The organism is Anabaena sp. FACHB-595 (assembly GCF_048568275.1).
Taxonomy (GTDB): domain Bacteria; phylum Cyanobacteriota; class Cyanobacteriia; order Cyanobacteriales; family Nostocaceae; genus Trichormus.
Genome location: NZ_CP183473.1, coordinates 316421 through 335200 on the forward strand (window position 1 = coordinate 316421; position 18780 = coordinate 335200).

Annotated in this window: 10 protein-coding genes; 4 read left to right on the forward strand and 6 right to left on the reverse strand. The window is 40.6% G+C overall.

Translation table 11 applies throughout. The features are described from left to right. Positions 1-63: 63 nt before the first annotated feature. Positions 64-5199, reverse strand: a complete 5136-nt coding sequence (locus tag ACN222_RS01420) for an eIF2A-related protein (protein WP_010994461.1) — start codon at positions 5197-5199, stop codon at positions 64-66. Positions 5200-6197: 998 nt separating this feature from the next. Beyond that, positions 6198-6518, reverse strand: coding sequence for a DMT family transporter (locus ACN222_RS01425; RefSeq protein WP_010994462.1), 321 nt, complete (start codon positions 6516-6518; stop codon positions 6198-6200). 358 nt (positions 6519-6876) lie between these two features. Here ACN222_RS01425 and ACN222_RS01430 point away from each other — a divergent pair, with 358 nt between their 5' ends. Further along, positions 6877-7329 (forward strand): Hsp20/alpha crystallin family protein, encoded by a 453-nt coding sequence (locus ACN222_RS01430; RefSeq protein ID WP_010994463.1) that lies wholly within the window; start codon positions 6877-6879, stop codon positions 7327-7329. A gap of 86 nt (positions 7330-7415) precedes the next feature. On the opposite strand, the gene ACN222_RS01435 is transcribed toward ACN222_RS01430, so the two are convergent. Continuing rightward, on the reverse strand, positions 7416-8246 hold the full coding sequence (locus ACN222_RS01435; protein ID WP_010994464.1) for a uroporphyrinogen-III synthase: 831 nt from the start codon (positions 8244-8246) through the stop codon (positions 7416-7418). Between the two features lie 69 nt (positions 8247-8315). Here ACN222_RS01435 and ACN222_RS01440 point away from each other — a divergent pair, with 69 nt between their 5' ends. From ACN222_RS01440 to ACN222_RS01450, 3 genes are all read left to right on the forward strand, one after another. After that, entirely contained in the window at positions 8316-8984 is a 669-nt protein-coding gene (locus tag ACN222_RS01440) for an HAD family hydrolase (RefSeq protein ID WP_010994465.1), read from the forward strand. 245 nt (positions 8985-9229) lie between these two features. Continuing rightward, the gene (locus ACN222_RS01445; RefSeq protein WP_010994466.1) at positions 9230-10417 is read left to right on the forward strand and encodes a nucleoside hydrolase; all 1188 of its coding nucleotides are present in this window, start codon (positions 9230-9232) and stop codon (positions 10415-10417) included. Between the two features lie 729 nt (positions 10418-11146). After that, positions 11147-13090 carry a cellulase family glycosylhydrolase gene (locus ACN222_RS01450; RefSeq protein WP_272867766.1) on the forward strand — a complete coding sequence of 648 codons (1944 nt, stop codon included), beginning with the start codon at positions 11147-11149 and terminating at the stop codon, positions 13088-13090. Positions 13091-13295: 205 nt separating this feature from the next. Here the strand turns inward: ACN222_RS01450 and ACN222_RS01455 are convergent, their stop codons facing one another. The 3 genes from ACN222_RS01455 to ACN222_RS01465 form a co-directional block, all read right to left on the reverse strand. Beyond that, entirely contained in the window at positions 13296-13760 is a 465-nt protein-coding gene (locus ACN222_RS01455) for a hypothetical protein (protein ID WP_010994468.1), read from the reverse strand. Positions 13761-13906: 146 nt separating this feature from the next. Beyond that, on the reverse strand, positions 13907-14506 hold the full coding sequence (locus ACN222_RS01460) for a hypothetical protein (RefSeq protein ID WP_010994469.1): 600 nt from the start codon (positions 14504-14506) through the stop codon (positions 13907-13909). A gap of 184 nt (positions 14507-14690) precedes the next feature. Then, positions 14691-18686 (reverse strand): hypothetical protein, encoded by a 3996-nt coding sequence (locus tag ACN222_RS01465; protein WP_010994470.1) that lies wholly within the window; start codon positions 18684-18686, stop codon positions 14691-14693. Between the last annotated feature and the right edge of the window lie 94 nt (positions 18687-18780).

Genomic DNA, 18780 nt, shown 5'->3' on the forward strand with positions numbered 1-18780 from the left:
TCATTGGTCAACAGTCCATAGTTATTCTTCTTTGCTTCCCCAGTTCCCCCTGCTCCCAGCTCCCTAATCCCCAAAACAAAGCTGATACTCTTCTGTAGTTATATTAGGGTTGGTTGTGAGATAATTATGCAGGCGATCGCAAGCACGGTTGAGTAACTCATCTAGATTGAGGGTTTGTAGTTCTATCCCCTCCAGGTTCCAGACTTTGACTGTAGTATCATGTCCACCGGAAGCCAAAATTTTACCGTCGGGACTAAAACTCACGCTTCTGACACCGCCGCGATGTCCTTGGAAGGTTTTTAGTAATGTGCCATTAGGGACATTCCATAGCTTAATTGTGCCGTCATCACTAGCTGAGGCTATTGTTTTACCATCAGGTGAAAAACTTAAATTGTAAACTACATCACTATGACCCCGGAGGGTGTAGATTAATTCCCCATTTAAATTCCAGAGTTTGATAGTTTCATCTTGACTAGTTGAGGCTAGAGTTTGACCGTCGGGTGAAAGGTTGACACTCCACACACTAGCACTATGACCTTGTAAAGTCCTGATTAGCCTACCATCTAAGCTCCAAATTTTGATAGTTTTGTCAGCACTAGCGGAGACAATGTTTTTGCCATCAGCGCTAAATTTGATATCTGTCACCCAACCATTATGTCCTAACAGAGTCTTCAACAAGCGACCGTTTACACTCCAAAGTTTGATGGTTTTGTCAGCACTACCAGAAGCTAATATTTGCTTGTTGGGACTGAAACTTAAGCTCGTTATCCAATGGTTGTGACCTGGTAAGCTACGCAGCAAACCGCCTTGCCGGTTGTAAAGGTGGATAGTATGGTCAGGACTAGCTAAGGCGACGATTTTATTGTCTGGTGTGAAACTGATACTGGTGACATCAGGTAGAGGAGACGACAAGGTTTGCAATAATTTCCCATCCAGACTCCAGGTTTTCATTGTGCTGTCGGTGCTGAGTGAGGTAATTTTCTTACCATCATTGCTAAATCTGACGTAACTGACGCTACCTTTATGTCCATAAAAGGTTTTGGGTAGTGTTCTGTTCACAGTCCACAGTCTGACAGTATTATCATCGCTACCGGAAGCTAATATATTGCCATCGGGACTAAAACTGAGACTATTGACTTCATGGTTATGTCCAGCAAAAGTTCCTAAGATATTGCCATCACGCGACCAAAGGGTAATAGTTTTATCAGCGCTGGCGGTAGCAATTAACCGTCCATCGGGGGAGAAAATTACTTGCCAAACAGCTTCATTATGTCCCTCTAGAGTTGTCAGCAAAGTACCGTTACGACTCCAGAGTTTGACGGTATTGTCTGCACCAGCCGAAACAATGGTTTGCCCATCGGGGCTAAATGTGACAGCCAACACTTGTTTTGTGTGGGAGGGGATGGTGATTAAAGGGCGACCGTCTAAACTCCACAGTCTAATTGTCCCATCGTCACTGGCAGAGGCAATGGTATCACCTTCTGGGGAGAATTTGATGCTATTGACACCTTGGCTATGTCCATTGAGACTAAGTAGTAATTTACCTGCACGACTCCAAAGATTAATGGTATGGTCACTACTACCAGAGGCGATAATTTCACCATTGGGGGAAAAACTAACACTCTTGACACCTTGGTCATGTCCTTTGAGTGTGGTAATTAGTTGACCATTGCGTTGCCAAAGTTTGATGGTACTGTCTGCACTGGCAGAAGCCAAAATCTCACCATCGGGGGAAAAACTGACGCTATTTACCCCATCATTATGACCAGTGAGAGTGGTAAGCAATTTGCCATCTCTACGCCAAAGATGGATGGTGTTATCTACACTACCAGAAGCAATGACTTCACCATCTGGTGAGTAACTGACGCTAGTTACCCAAGCATTATGCAGTAAACGGTTGCGTTCCTGAGTGTTGTAGACTGCTTGTTGTAAAATTGTTGCCGTTTGCGTGCGGGTATCTGGGGGGATTCCCAAACTAATGTTTTGTACTTCCTTCCCAGCTTGCACACTAGTCATGAGTGCTTCTAATTGTTTGTGGGAGAGAAGAAAGTTTTCCGACAGAGAATTTAAAGCTTGAATTTCTTTGAGTTGGGCGTTTTGGGTTTGTTGATAAGCAAAAACCGCTAAACCAAACGCCGTTAAACCCAAAGTACTGATAATACTGACGGCCCTTTGTGCTTGTCTGAGTCGGCTTTGTTCTTGGTTTTGTTTACGTCGCCTTTCATGGAGACAAGCTTCAATGAAATGCTGGACATCCCAAGATAATTCATCAGTGTAATTAAGATAAATTTCCTCAGCTTCTGCTAGTCGGACACCTTGTAATAAAAAATCAGGCTGTTGGTTGTTTTGCTGCCATAAAGCCGCCGATTGTTCAATTTGTCGATGCGATCGCAATCTACTACGATTTTCCTCTAACCACCACCGTAGAGTTGACCAGTAACGAATTATCACCTCATGGGCTACTTCTATCGTCACGGAGGGAGTTGTGAGCAAGATATTTTCCCCCTGCCCCCTGCCCCCTGCCCCCTGCCTCTTCCCTCTTCCCTCTTCCCACTCCCCATTCACTACCACTAACTTAGCCACAGTCAAAACTTGTAATGTTCTTTCTACTAAAGCAACAGGGTATTTTTTGACAATTAACTCAGACTTGAGTACCCGCCGTCTGGTATCCTCTGTTCCTTCACCTAACTGTGTCAGTGATAAGAAAATCCACCGGGTGCATTCTTGGGCTTCTGAATCTAAAGTATCGTAAACGCCTTGGGCTTTCTTCTCCAATGCGCCTTTAATTCCGCCCAAGTATTGCTGGTAAGCTTGTAAGGTAATTACACCTTTGTCTCGATATTCCCACAATTGTTCGAGAACAAATTCTAGTAATGGTAAATCTCCAGGGGAGTTATGTAACTCTTGTAACAGCACCTCGACTAATTCCGGGTCTACTGTTAATCCTACTTTTTCGGCGGGGTGAATAATAATTCGGCGGTACTCTTCTTGAGTTAAGCAAGGCGGTAGCAAAATACTTGACTGCTGTAAAAGCTTCGCTAAAGTAGGTATTTCTAAACAAGGAGCAATAAAATCTGCCCGGAGAGTAACAATTAATTTAAACTTGTCTGGTGATAACTCCAACGCACCCAAAACAGTGTCTAGAAATCTCTGCCTATCTTCACTAGCCGCCAGGGTAAATAATTCTTCAAACTGGTCTAATACCAACACTACCATTGGTTCGCGGCGATGATGTAGCCAATGGACAAATCCTTGCGCCCCTTGATATAACATCCCCTCTAGCTGCATTTGTTGATACGCTTTTTCTTTTTCAGTACCACTATCCACTAAGCAATGGGATAAGCTGACTAGAGGATATTCCCCAGGACGAAAGCTTTTCATCCACCATTCTTGACTCCCTGGTAATTGCTGACCCCGGCGGAGTTGGGCAATTAAACCCGCCTGGACGACGGAAGATTTACCGCTTCCCGATGCACCAACCACAGCCATAAATGACTTATTTGCTAAGTCTGCTATAAGTTGTTGGGTGAGGGTTTCTCTACCGTAAAAATATTGGACATCTTCTTCTTGGAAAGCTTGTAACCCTCTGTAGGGACAAATACCTAAATCAACGATGGCGTTTGGCCGCTTACCTTTAGCATCTGTACTTGCAGGGATAATTTCAATTACCCCTTTTGCGCCTGATAGCCAAATGTGTAAAGGTAATGGGGAGGATAGTTGCAATTGATTAATCCAAGCGGCGGCTGATAGGTTTGGTTGTTCCTGATGCGCCTGTAAAGTAGAGTGTAGCGTTTGCAAGAATTGTTGAGGATTTTCTGGTGATGAAGCAGCCGCTATGATACATTGTCCTTGCTCGAACCCCAATTGTAAGTCTTCTACCCAATCTTGTAAGGATATGTAACTATGTTTGTCTAAAGGACAATCGAAGATGATAATTTGTTGAGAGTATAGCGATCGCCTCAATTGTTGCCTTAACCAAGAACGATTCAACTGGATATTTTCTCCCAGCACTAACACAGGTTCACCAGTTGGGCTTTCTGCCAATTTTCCCCGCAAATATAATAGTGTTGTGGCAAGATTATTTTGCTGGTTTTCTGTCTCCAGTTCTCTACTTTGTAAACAATTGCCAATCGTAGACTGTAAATCTTGATTGGTACGAGCCAGAGGCCAATACTCAATCTCAAAGCCCCCTACAGTCCCTAAAAGTTGACTAAAAGCCAGAGTTGTTTGATTAGTTGCTAACCCTTCCACAATCAAGGCCTTTCGAGAGTCGGGAGACACAACTAATGCAGGTTTTACTCCCAAAATCACTTCCCCCACACCTTCGACAATACGCTTTGGTGTTTGCAATGGATATTCTGAATAAACCTGAGTATTTCCCCGACTGCGATTTTGTTGATTAATTAGTCGTAATTGCTGGTTGGTTTGTTCAATATATTGGCGTGTCTGGTGATAAACGTAGCGGTAAAGTCCATCAGCATCAATCAAACCTTGTCTATCTGCTGCTTCACCCCGCAACCCCCGCATTAGATAATAAGTAAATACACCATGTCCTAATTCGGGAAATTCCCAAGATTGTTGATTGGTATCACAGGAAAGTAAAGCGTAGAATCCTTTACTTTGTTTTGCCCGTTGGCGTAATAATTCCACTATTTGGGGCGTAGGATTGGGCAAAGATGCTAGTGTGTGGTTATTCCTTGCACCTCTAAATGTGAGACTACCACTATGACAAGCATCTAGCCAAACTAGCTGGGTTTGTGCTTGGCTATTTTCTAAACCTTGCAAAAGTTCTGGTAAACCTAAACCTGTATTCAATAAATCATCTGTTTGAGTATCTGCTAAACACAAAATTGCCTGTTGAGAACTAGGTTCTAAGATTCCGTGACCAGAAAAGTAAAATAAAATCGTGTCTTCTGGTTGAGCCTGGTGAGTAACTTTGTTGAAGCTATCCCTGACAATGGCAAGTGTGGGTAGTTGGGTAGCAAAATCATGATGTACCCACTCTGATTTATCGGGAAACCTCCAAGTTGCATCGGCTAAAGCTGTTGCTAAACCTTGACAGTCAACAGCCGAATAACGCAATGTTGGTAGTCTTTCATCTTGGTATTGGTTAACTCCCACTAACAACAGCCAAAGTTTTGCTTTCCCTGTCGCTAGGGTATGAGTTGAATGACTGGTAGCAACACCGAGTGGAGACATTTTTTTAATTCAAAATTTCCTACGGAAAACTAAATATAAGAATCCGATATTAATATATTTGTACTATTTTGCTTGGACACGATAACTCGTGCCGTAGGTATGGGGGGTGAACAGACTCGATATCTTATATAACCGTGATTTTCTCCCGGATACTATATTGACATAAGCTAGAGTTCAATTGATTAATTTCGGCTATAAGTTAGGTTTAATGTTGTTTTATACAAGTATGTACCCATAAATTCTTCAAAATGTTAACAATAAAATACATTTCTGAATAATCATCAGTAATATAGGAGTCATACTTAATTTCTTAAATACACCTAGTGTTGGACATTGCCCAGCGTATCATGATTTTGGTGGGCATCTCCTACCCTACAGATGCTGAGATTTTTATGTGCAAGTGCAGGCTATGCCAAAAATAATCAAATCTGATTCTTATATAAGAGTTTGGCGAAGTTATTATGTAACTTTTATCTTGAATAAAGACAGTAAAAATTAGCCAAACTGGCTACAAAAAACCACTCGCTTTTGATAGAGTATGCACAGTAAAGGAACTACGGGCTTACTCGTTCTATCTTTACTATTTTCAAGAGCATTTCAAGCAGACTGATGTTGATTAGTCTGCTACTTTTTCTAACAATATTGTTAGATTGACGATAGCGATCGCCTATGGTGGGCGTTGACGCTATCAACTGAGTTGGTAATACTTTACCACAACACATTCTCCTAGTTTGACAAAGCAAAATTACATTATCATCCTTTGTTGATTTCCTCTGTTTTTACCTCATACAAATTATGTATGAGGTATTTTTATTGCACTGCGTGTGTCAGTTATCAAAAGTATCTGTAGGGTGGGCATTGCCCACAATATCCGGGTTTTGGTGTGCAATGCCCAACGCCACTTGCTTCAAGCCGGGAAACCCGTCCAACGCAGTGGCTTCCCTACATATGATTCACAAATCAAATAGTAATCCTATAGTCCAATTACCAATTACCTATTATTTCCCTGAATTTATCCCAACTACTCCCACAATAATTAAAGTCATAGAGATAAACTTAACCATTGTCATGGATTCACGAAACCAAATCAGACCAACACCAGCAATCAAAGCAGTTCCTAAACCTGCCCAAACAGAGTAAGCAATACTAATGTCAATATTTTTGAGTGACAGTGTCTGGAAAGTAAAACAGAGTCCATAAAATACAAATATCAAAATAGAAGGTGTCAATTTATTAAAACCATCTGACAATTTCATGCAGGTTGTGCCAGAAACTTCAAATATGATTGCAATCAGCAGGTAAACTAAACTTGTAGACATATTGTGATGTATTTTTTGACAAAAACAAAATGTATTATCAGCAGAAATAAATCATTCTGCTGCCTAAATATTTTATAAATTTAAGCTTCACACTTCTGCTATCTGGAGAACAGCTATTTTGAAAATCTTATATTTCAGACTTATTGAATCAATTTAATATCTAAAGTAGAGTTTACCGAACTAAGCAAATGTGTATTTTCCGTACCTAATGATACTAAGTTTTTTAGTTCGGTCATCATCATCTATTAAGTGATAAAAACCGAATTTACACTCACCTGTTTTCTAAATATGATGAGAACAAATGAAAGATTAAAGCCTGGAAGCAATCCCCAGGGAAAACCTTAGAGGAGTCAAAACTATGACACTTATCCGTTGGAACCCTTGGCAAGATTTAAACACTTTACAACGTCAATTAAATCATTTGTTTGAAGAAGATATGCTACCCTCCACACTATTAGAAAGAACCCTAACGAGAGTTCCGGCTGCTGAACTACATGAAACAGCAGAGGTAATTTATCTAAAACTAGAACTTCCTGGGATTGATGCTAAAGATGTAGATTTACAAGTCACTGACAAAGCAGTTTATATTAGTGGCGAACGTAAATCTGAAACTAAGACGGAAGATAAAGGTGTTTTTAAAAGCGAATTCCAATATGGCAAATTTCAACGAGTAATTCCTTTACCTGCTCGTATTCAAAATACCAACGTCACGGCAGAATATAAAGATGGTATCTTGAATTTGACATTACCTAAAGCCGAAGTAGAAAAGAATAAAGTCGTGAAGATTAACATTGAATCTGCTGCTGGCTAATTAACTTATAGGATGGGCATATTTGCTCATCCTATAAAATATTTTATGAACTGCGATCGCTTACAATATTACGTAGGCGATCGCATTTACTTTGGACTGTCAATATAAAATTTTACTATTGCTTCTACGAAACCTTCAAAAGAACTAAAGTCTGTTGACACAATAGAAACATTTAGACCTAACTGTTCGGCGTTTGCGGCTGTGTAAGGGCCAAAACAAGCAACAACACAATGCTGAAACTCACTCTTGGAGTTAAACATTGCGAGAAAACTTTCTATTTCTGCCGTACTACTAAAGGCGATAATATCAATTAAGCCTTGCTGGATTAAATTTATCTCTACAGAGTAAATATCTTTGTCTAAAGATTGAGTGATATATGCAGGTACACGAATCACCTGCATACCCAATTCTTCTAAATCCTTGATAAAATTAGGCACAATATTAGGCTCAGGTATGCCTATAACTTCTGGCACAGGCACTAGTATTTTTTGTTCCCTAATTCCACATATTTGCGAAAATTCAGCTACAATCCCCGCCGGGCTAGATTCATCAGGAATCAAATCAACCTTACCAAACAAAGATAATAAAATATCTATATCTTTTCCTAACGCACATAATTGACAATTTTGCAATTTAGTTATAGAAATATCTAAATTATGTAGACGCTCAAAAAATGCTATAATGCCGTTTCTGCTAGTAAATGCAATCCAATCAAATTCATTTATACTGCTGATAACAGCATCTAATTTAGAAAAGTTAGATAAATAGCAGGTTTCTATCGTGGGCATAAGAATCGGTAAACCACCCTTGCAGATAATTTGTGCAGACAACCTAGAAGCGTAGTTTCTTGGTGCTGTCACTAAAATCCGTTTTCCGTATAAAGGCAATTGGTGAGATGCAGTTAGTAAGTTAGACATTGGCAAATATCGAATCAGCAGCGTAATTGTATAGTGTGTTGTTGTCAAGCTTAAAATAAGGGATTAAGTGTGTTAGCAGATATCCGCGCCGCAATCTTTGATATGGATGGGTTGCTTTTTGATACAGAAAGCATTGCTCGCTGGGCATGGCAGCAGGCCCTAGCCAGTCATGGATATATAATGAGTGATAATTTTTATAGTGAATTTGTCGGGCGTGATTTGTCATGGCGAGAAAAAATTCTCAAACAAAGGTATGGCAATGATTTTCCTTTTGATGCCATAAAAAGACACCGAATTGAAATTGGCGATCGCCGAGAACTGCAAGAAGGTTTGCCAATGAAAGTCGGTGCGTTAAACTTATTGTGTCAACTAAATAGTTTAGGAATAATCATTGCTTTAGGAACAGGCACATCCCGCAGCCGCACTATCCGCCGTTTAAGCAATGCTGGCATCTTGCCTTACTTTACAACAATTGTCACCAGCGAAGATGTACCACAAGGTAAACCCGCACCAGATATATATTTAGAAGTTAGTCGCAGAATTCATGTTGCACCTGTGCAGTGCGTAGTTTTTGAAGACTCATGCGTAGGGGTAGAAGCAGCCTTTAGCGCTGGTATGTATCCGATTATGGTTCCCGACATAGAACAACCATCACCGGAAATTAGATGCTTGACTTACAAAATTTTAGACTCTTTAGAACAAGCCAGTGAATTTTTAGAACAGAGGCTAGAGGCTTGAAAAACTTATTTAAAAACTAGCTGTCTCCACTCGCACCGAAGCCGTTATCGTTGGTGTCCGACTAGGCTTAATTCTCTTGTAATTTTTGCAACTCTATTAACAGTCATTAAAGAAAATATTAAGTAATGAATTAGTATAATTAACGTTATTTTAATTATGTAATTTACGCAGCAATTAAGGTATCATTCTCTAAATAGCTAGATATCAGCCACTTCCTGAATTAAAAGGCTAGGAACGATATTCTTATGCTCAAAATTCCTAATGTGCAGAAGTTATTTTCTGCTGCTACATTTTTAGTATCGATCACAACGATTTTTTGTAGCCAACCTGCACTTGCAGCCTCTTTTAAGCCAACACCCCTAATTATTGACGACGATGGCAGCCAAGACGGCATGACTGCATTGGCTTATATGCTAGCCAATCCCAAATTTGACATTCAGGCAATTACCATCGCCCAAGGTATTGCCCGCCCACAAAGTTTTGCGAACAACCTGGAACGAATGCTAGGCAGACTAGATATCTCTGGTATCCCTATTGGCATTGGCAGATCAACTCCCCTGGCAGGAAACAATACTTTTCCAGAACCTATTCGTGCTGGTGCAGACACTTTTTGGTCTCCCTTCGTCCAACTACCTAATACAGCACCACTGGTGATAACTCGACCAGCCGCAGAACTGATTGTGGAAAAAGTGAAGCGGTCATTAACACCTGTGGCAATCTTGGCAACTGGCCCCCTAACCAATATTGCTGAAGCATTACGCCTTGACCCCACAATTATCAACAACATTGCCGTCATCGAAATCATGGGAGGTGCAGTTTTCGTACCCGGAAATCTCCCAGTCCTGCCATATCCCCCATTTTCCACCAACACTACAGCTGAATTTAACATCTGGGCTGACCCCTTAGCAGCACAAGAAGTATTTGCAGCCGGAGGGCAAGGATTAAAAATTCAGTTGACCCCCCTTGATGCTACAAACCAGATTGCCTTCTCTCGTGCCGATCAACAAGCATGGCTAGCTACTGCAACACCAGAAAGTAAGTTAGCAGCAGAATTTTTAGACTTTGCCTTGACAGTAATTCAAAGTAACAATGACCCCAACCCAGCTTGGGATCTAGTTGCAGCCATTAACCTGAGTGAACCAGATTTCTCAGTAGAAACTTCCTTATACCTGGAAGTTGATACGACCTCAGATCCTGGAAATACTCAAGGGCAAACTCGTGCTATTCCTAATTTGCCTCCCAATGTTCTAGTTTCCCTCAACCCCAGTTTTAATAATTTGCCCTTCCAACCTGGCCAAGTCTTCTCTTACCTACAAATCCAGTCGGTTCCGGAACCAACATTAATCCCAGGAATCTTAGTTCTAGCTACAGTCAGTGCTGGTATGATGACGCGACGTTCTCAAAAAAAAGTTAATAACAAATTGCGGGCATAAAGCATAGAAAATTAATTGCTTTTCCATGTCCTATGCTAGCCAAAAATTCAGAATTATCCCTCTGCTATCACTTTGTTTCTTTCGCCCTTCCCATAAGTGCATCTTTGTTGGAGACTCACGTTAAATTATTTCCATTAATTCCACTCTGGTATGAAGTATGCCACCGATGTCACGCACGCACACACAAGGTGTTTAAAGAATTAATGAAATGAGGCAAGAATTCGGTAGGTTTAGCTGCTTATAACTATTTACATCAAAAATCATCACTCGAAGTTTACCTCAAAGACTTACCCGTTCTACCTGACGCTATTTTTACTTTGGTTCAGCTTACATTGAATAACATCACTTGAAGGATTTAGATGCCATTCGAGAAGTTATTCCAAAAAAAGTTTAATCCCATCTATAAGACAATGCCAAATTTGTAAAAATTCAGCGTTTTTATCACGAAAATTATGCCTGAAACCGTTGCTGCTGGTATTTCTGATAGCTTTGAAATTCCACCAGGGTTAAATAAATTTGAGGCATAACTCAAGCATTATGAATATATCTTGACGAAAATTTACTCATCAAAAAGTAGATATCTTTTTAAAGATTACATCAAATTATTTACATGAACACGTAAGCAAATATCATGAGTTTTATTGATAACTAGTAGTAAGTACATTTGACGTTGTTTCAAGTTTTAAAAACTGCAAGTATTGAATGGTAATTCATATTACTTTTATAAAAATGCAGCCTACTAACCCAAATTTTTCAAATGTCCAGATTATCAAAAATAAAATTTACGACCTTAATGGACAAGCATTTATTACTGAAGTAATCCATCCTTTTGCATGGGATGACATTTATGATATTTATTTAAATATTTGGGGATTAGACCATATTAGATATGCTGATTTTTTATTAGAAAATAATCATCAAGCTTACTCTGGGTATGACAATCATGAAATAGACAAAAAGACTGTAGATATCTATACTATTCAAGATGCGGTGGTCATGTTTGAAATTCATGACGGCATTGGTGCATACAAGAATATTAGTAATCCCAGAAATCAATTTTATACTCATGGTATTAACATTAGTTTTGGGGATTACGGCTCTGAGGATATAGGACTAGATGTTACATCGGCAGCCTCAAAATTCTCAAATTTTAAGATAATTGGCGATAAGATTTATGACCCCAATGGGCAAGAATTTATTGCCAAAGGCATCAATACGTTCACATGGGATAAGGACTACAATATTTATTTAGATAATTGGGGATTTAACACTATTAGAGTTCCTAATTATTTATTAGGAAGTTATAATCAACCTCACCCTGCACAGGACAATTATCAAACAAACAAAAATATTGTCAATGTTTACACAAGTCAAAACGCAGTAGTTATTTTTGATGCTCACGATCGCATTGGTGGATATTACCAAGGAGATCAATGGGAAATCCTCAAAGACTATTGGCGCGAAATGGCGAAGCAGTTTAAAGATAATCCTTATGTTTGGTTTAACTTACATAATGAACCTGGCAACAGTCAAGCACAACCTGAAAAATGGGTAAATTATCACCGTCAATTAATTGACATAATCCGAGCCGAAGGTGCTAACAATGTCATCGTGGTTGATGGAGAAGCGTGGGGACAAGACTATCTCACTCAGACAATTGCTAGTCATGCTCACAATATTATGGCAGGTAACGAAAATATATTATTTTCGCTCCATGTTTACGACCAGTGGCTTAACAAGGATATTGGGGCTTATTTTGATCGCCTCCAAGCTCAGGATATTCCCATCATCGTCGGAGAATACGGCTCTGAAAATATAGGACTAGATGTTACGCAAGCGAGCGTCAATATGATGTTGGCAGCGCAGCCACGAGAGATTGGACGAATTGCTTGGGTGGGAAAAGCTAACGATAACAATGATTTAACTTATGGAAAAGGAGGACACGCTTATTATTTCGATGGTAATAACACAGAGATTTTGACTGATTTGGGTCGTCTGACATGGCAAGATTTGCAGCGAAGCGAGAATTTAGGTTATGCAGATCACAATTTTTGGACACGCTTTACTAGCCCTGATAAAGCTTCTGAAGCATCTGAGCAAGGAGTTTATGACATCGTAATTAGGGACATTTCTGGTAATAAAAACTTCCCCAATAAACTTCAATCTAGCATCTTCATCTCAGGTGATAATGGCAACAATAAATTTGACGGTGGAGATCAAGATGATGTACTGATTGGTGGAGATGGTTCTGACAAACTATCAGGTCAGAATGGTAACGATTTACTAGTGGGCGGTAAAGGCAATGATGAACTAACAGGTGGTTCAGGTAATGATATTTTTTATATCGACGGCAGAGATGTCGGTAAGGATATAATCACAGACTTTAACCCACAAAATGATGCACTTTACATAAACAATATTATGGAAATTGCCCAAGCTTGGACTGATACCGGGCTTGATAAGGCTAATCGTTATGGTCATCTAGGTGCGCTTCGAGTTACCAATCTAAAAGAGCTAGCTGATTTAACCGGAGTTCTTAACAATTTGGGAGGTAGTTTTGGAGCATACACTATTAAGAATCAAAATCAGCTAATTCTTGATCTTGGTGATACAGTCATTCACCTCAATGGTTTGTCTAATTATGTTCAACCCATCCAAGCACCATTAATCTGATAGGAAGTATGGCTGTTGACTGTTGACGGTTGACAGACTTGAAAGCCTTGTTTGTTTGGGGTTTGGTCTCAGCTTGATATCCTAACGGGACATCAACATTTTTGAGGCAGAAATAAGCCTCAAACCCATACAGGGTGAGGAAAATACATCACAGGCTCAAAAATGCTGGAAACCCAGATATAGCAAGAAACTAGTCAAAACGAAATTATGCAGCAGCGAACATTTGCTGCAAATTTTCTGGCTTTGTTACTTGTAAATATTGGTTTGCCATTTCTGGTGTTAACAGCTCTATCATGATTTTGTTTTCTAACCAGAACTCAATAACATCAAAGAAGGAATCACGGTTACAGCGTACTGTTCTCCAACCTTCCCGTTTGCCAATTTCTGCAATTTTTTCTTCTGTAGCAGAAACTGAAATAGCTGCATGAGTGGCGGTAAAGCCGGAAACATTAGCAGCTTCTGCAAAAATGCCTCCTTGCTCACCTTCACCCGGTTTTATATATGTTTCTAAAGGATAAACTTCAATTCCTGTACCGTATTCATCCAAAGGAAAAACCATGTAGCTACCTGGATGGGGGAAAAAGGGAACGGCTTCTCCATTCATAACTTCTGCTAGCACTTGAGCAACGTGATGGGGATTTTCAACAGAAATAGATATGTGGTGAATCATAATATTACCTCTCGCCCTGTCGTTATAGGGCTAATAAACTTCATTTTTATTGCAGTTGGATATTTACACAATTGCCTTAATTACTTCTCATGGCTGACGCAGTAATTTATGCAATGGTGAGCAAAAAAATGAGTGAGTGGCTTTCTCTATAAAGTTGCTACAAGTTCTTTGAGGCGATCGCGTCCATCCCGAAACACAGACCAACCATCTCCTACTAACACAGCTTCCACCTTCTCCAATGCGGCTAATCTGCGAACTGAAGCTACAACTTTTTGCTTATTCACCAGCTTTTCATCAGGTAATACCTCCAAACCCCCGGCTCGATATGCCCGGACTAAATCCCCTGTAATTAAGGTGGTTTCTTCCAACAGCAATGCTAACTCTCCGGGAGTTTTAGAACCTTCGAGTTCCAGTACCTTTAGCCCCGGTACAAGTTCATCACCATCAGATAGCCAGCGATCGCAATATATAGGAAAATGCTCTTTCTCTGCGACTGGCCCGGCTATTTTGGCATAGGTTTGGTCGGCAATTTCCTTCGCTGACCTTACATGATCGGAGTTTGTCAGGACAATCCAAGTCACTCCACCAAGAGACTCCAAGTGCTTCCAATCATGATTTGATAAAGCTACTGGATCAATCAAGATATTGCCTTCAGGGCGAATCCAGGCAAACCCATTGAAATCAATATTTCTTGCGGGGTTGAAAGTAGACCAGCTATATAGATCAGGACGGTGCAGGGATTTCATAATAATTCTGGTTCTATACCTTCAATAGCTTTCAGTTGATCAATCTGCATCCTTAATTTATCAATAATTCCGTCTTTAGTTCAAAAATGAAAATATAGGGGCAGGAGTTAGAGAGCAGAGGGGAGAAATTACTCAAAGGTTGTCTCCCTTTCCCTCTGCCCCAATTCCTAACTTTTCCCACTCCTCAGACATAAGCAAAATCGACGGTATAAGGTTCCTCTAGTGATTGTTGAGTGCTGGCTTTTATCGTATCAAGATAACGGTGGAGCGCCTGCAATTGTTGGAAATTGGGGCGGTAGGTGAGATTGCCTTGTTTTTCAAACAGTTGTGTGTTGGCGTTGGCGTAGCCCGTCGTAGACATCGCTTGATAGTCAATATTGCTGAGAGAATGTTTGGTAAGCCATGTAGATTCTGGGGAGGCGGGTATTAAGCCGGCTGGTAGTTCTCCTTCGAGGAATGCTAATAGTCGTTGCTGACAAATATTAGTATTGATTCCACGTCCTTCAAATAACTGGAGAACTTCATTAAAAGATAAAGTCCGATTGGGCAAAAGTCGCAGTAATTCTGTAAATAGGAAGTAGTCTGTGTATTGATGTCTAGATTCTTCCAAGACTTGGGAATGTAGGGGTAGTAAAGCTAAACCACAAGCAACACGACTACAATTAGGTGCGCCATTTTCTCCCAGGTATGAGTCTTGAATAATCTTGGCATTGGGGAGTTTTTGCCGCAACCACAGGTTGACAACCCCTAAATTAGCTACCCCACCGGTGAGAATTGCTTGATTAATTGCTTCTGTGGGGATACCACGGGCTACTAATAATTTGTTGAGTTCACGATTTAGGCGACGGGCAAAGGGAACAAAAACCTGACTTTCTAATTCTCGACGCTGTAAAACCCATCGTTGGTCGGCTAATTCTAGGGTAAAAGATTCTTGATGTTGCAAAATTAGCTTTAATGCTAGGGCTGCATCTAAAACTGCTTGTCCTAACAGAGAACTTTCCAAATGTTGCTGGAGGCGAATTCGTGCTGGAACATCAGGTTCTCCCAAGCGGGGCAATTCTAATGCTTCCAATCCCAAACTTTCCCATTGCATCCGGTCTAAACCAGGCATAGAGGGTTGCCATTGCCAAGGATTACTGGTAATTTTCTGAGTATCTTCTGGGCTTTCCCAGCGAGCTTTCCGGTATTTTGGTGATGCGAGTAATTGACAGATAATATCCTGCTCTATTCCTTTGCTGGCATAGGCAAAACTGTGAAGCATGAAATTATTATGTGTCAGTTGGGATAGATTATCAGGAATATCCACCAGCGCCATTTCTGTGGCTGTTCCTCCGATATTCATGATTAAGGTGTTACCCACCAGAGAATGATCACTATTTTTGGCTGGGGATAAACCTTGGTGAGTGCTTAATTGCACTACCTGACCATTACCACCATCGATAAAACTGAGGAGACTAGCGATCGCCTCTTCTACAAAAAATACTTGTTGGGGATGTTGAACTAACTTACTTGTGAGTAAAGCTTCTCGGACATTAAAGCGATATTGTTCTGACCAACTGGAAGGACAATTACAAATAATCCCCGCAATATTACTGACAATACCATGAAAAGTGCGTTGATTCAGACCGACAGCCGTAGCGATTAACCCTTGAGTTGTGCTGTAGCGGTCTGCTTTGAGGGTCAAGAGTAATTTGGAGAGCGATCGCACCACCCAAATCAAAGGACCAGCAGACGATTCATTAAATTGCAGTACAGGTTCCCATCTCTGCTGTTCATTTTTGTAGGGAATAGCTACTTGTAAATAGGGCTTCAACTGCACTGAATACAGATGGTTTTTGATGTCAGTAACCTCTTGCTCAGAAGTAGCTTGGGGTACAGAAGCAGTCGGCAAATAAACTTCTGCTGGTAGCCGGAACGATTGCTGGAAAGAATTTGCGCCTGGTTGAGCCTCCGTCGACCAGTAAATAGGATGCACAACACCAGTGGAGCGATTTAACAAAGCAGCAGAAATTCCTGTGGTTCCCAAATCAATGCCTAAATACCAGACGGAATCGTCACTACGAGACTTAGTATCGGTATTTTTATTAACTGCATGATTAACCGAATCTGCTATGTCCTCTTGACCAGCAGAGGGAATTTCCGTTGCTTTTTCAGTAGTTGTAGTAAAGTTTAAGACATTGGCTGCTGGAGGCGTAACAGAAGTCTGGTTAACCTCAGGAACGGAGAAAGCAACAACATTACTTTTTTCGGTAATCGGTGGTTGGGGTGGCTTTTCTTGGTGGTCAGCTACAGTATCAGCAACCTTTAACTCAGTTACTGGTGCTGACTCGGATGACGCATAATCATCTAACTTCGCCAAATCCTGATGTAATTGTAGCCACTGCTCCTCATTCAGAGAAATATCTGGTGCGGTAACCAACTGAGTTACTTCGGAAGATAGTAAATTTTCCTGCGGCGAAGCGGGAATATAATTATCTGCCTGATGCTCAGGCTGCTCATGAGGTGTAATAACTTCTATGTCTTGAGCAATCTGGAGAACATTTGTCTGCTCTAAAAGCACAGACACATCCGCCAAATCTTCGGCAAACTCAATATCTACCAGAGATGTAATCGTATCAGTACTGTTTGGTTGTACGGGTTCAATTTCTGGCAAGACAGGAATATTCAACGGAACTTCCGGCTCTATGGGTAGATCAGTTGATTGTGTTAGTACAACCGGGTTTTCTGGCGTTGGAGTATCATTGAAATCAAACAGATCAGCCTCTGGTTGATCTAATAACAACGACGTTATTAATGCCTCTGCTGGTACTTCGGTAGATTCCGTCTCTGGAGTATCACTGAAATCAAACAAATCAGTATCTGATTGGTCAAACCATACATCTGGCATAATTGCCGCAGTATCCTCCTCAGCTAGAAAATTACTTTCCATTACAGGGGGGCTATCATCAACATTCAACTCCAGTAAATCGGGAGTAATTAAATCTGGGCTGACTTCCAGACTTTCACCTGCAAAATTATCATTACCAAACAAACTGGCATAAATCAGATCAACTTCATCATTAGCAAATTCCCAACTGTTGGGTAACAGTGTGGTGAGATTGTCAGGATTCTCTAAAGATAAAGGTGCATCAACACCAAGCTGCAAAAGTACTGCATCTAGCTCATCTGTATCTGTCTGTGTTACCAATTCTTGGTCAAATTCGACCGTAGAAGTTGATTCTTCAAGAGCTACAGGGCTACTGGAATCAGCTGGTGTTGAAACTTCGATCACAGTATGAACTGGGATTGATAATGATGGTGGGGCTGTGGGTGAAGAATTTTCTTCTTTGGGAGCAGATGGCTGGAAATTGGACAATTGTTGTAGAGATTGTGTCCAATTATTGATGAAGCCACCCATCAACTGTTCGCTTTGTAATCCCGTACTGTGCATTCTTGCCAGCGCTTGAGACAGAGATTCATGATAGGTATTAATATTGCGTTGTAGCGCCTCAAAAACAACGTTAACAGTACCATCCAGTGATAGTAAGCGTTGATCTAACTCTTTTGTCAGTTGTGTTAGCCTGTCTCCCTGTTCCGATGATTCCCAAAAAGTTTGAGCCATTGCAGGAGGTAAGTCCAATCTGGCACTGTTACTGCTGTTATAACTAGTGGGGTTTACTCCTCCTTCTGTCATCTGTGGTGTTAAAACTGGCAGTAAGCGACTCATGAGTACTTGTAAAAAGTCTGTGATAATCTGCTCTTGGTTGGCTAACTGCTGACTTAAGGAGTAATTTTGTAACCGTTTCTGTTCTAGTTGTCTAATTTCTTGTGCCAGAATTGTTCGCTCTTGCAACAGCGCCGTAATTTCCCCTTGCAACGGCTGTATTAATTCTGACAATTCATTTTTTAATTGTTGGAATGGAATATTATTATCTTCTTGATGTGGCTGATGGGGTTGTGGTGCAGACTGATTTTGACCTTGCTCAACAAATTTTGTCAACAGCAGCGAATTATGATTTGGTTCATTCTCTAAGGTTTCACTTCCTTGGAGACTGACCAAAAAATTACGAACTCTTTCTAAAACCTCTTTTGGCTCTTGCGCCTGACTAGACAAAAGCCTAGACAGGCGCTTGCCATTGCTGTTGAGCAAATTGTCAATATCTGCAATCAGTTTTTGAATTTCATCAGTGCGGGAAGTCACTTTAAATTACCTTAGCTACAAATGTTAGGTTAACTGGATTAGAAAGTTAATTTACAATCAATTAAAGTACTGAGAGTTAGTTAGTGCATTTGTT

Excerpts from the sequence above, each read along its gene's own strand:
- ACN222_RS01425 (WP_010994462.1), bottom strand. The coding sequence starts at position 6,518 with ATGTCTACAAGTTTAGTTTACCTGCTGATTGCAATCATATTTGAAGTT.
- ACN222_RS01455 (WP_010994468.1), bottom strand. The coding sequence starts at position 13,760 with ATGATTCACCACATATCTATTTCTGTTGAAAATCCCCATCACGTTGCT.
- ACN222_RS01420 (WP_010994461.1), bottom strand. The coding sequence starts at position 5,199 with ATGTCTCCACTCGGTGTTGCTACCAGTCATTCAACTCATACCCTAGCG.
- ACN222_RS01450 (WP_272867766.1), top strand. The coding sequence starts at position 11,147 with ATGCAGCCTACTAACCCAAATTTTTCAAATGTCCAGATTATCAAAAAT.
- ACN222_RS01460 (WP_010994469.1), bottom strand. The coding sequence starts at position 14,506 with ATGAAATCCCTGCACCGTCCTGATCTATATAGCTGGTCTACTTTCAAC.
- ACN222_RS01430 (WP_010994463.1), top strand. The coding sequence starts at position 6,877 with ATGACACTTATCCGTTGGAACCCTTGGCAAGATTTAAACACTTTACAA.
- ACN222_RS01435 (WP_010994464.1), bottom strand. The coding sequence starts at position 8,246 with ATGTCTAACTTACTAACTGCATCTCACCAATTGCCTTTATACGGAAAA.
- ACN222_RS01445 (WP_010994466.1), top strand. The coding sequence starts at position 9,230 with ATGCTCAAAATTCCTAATGTGCAGAAGTTATTTTCTGCTGCTACATTT.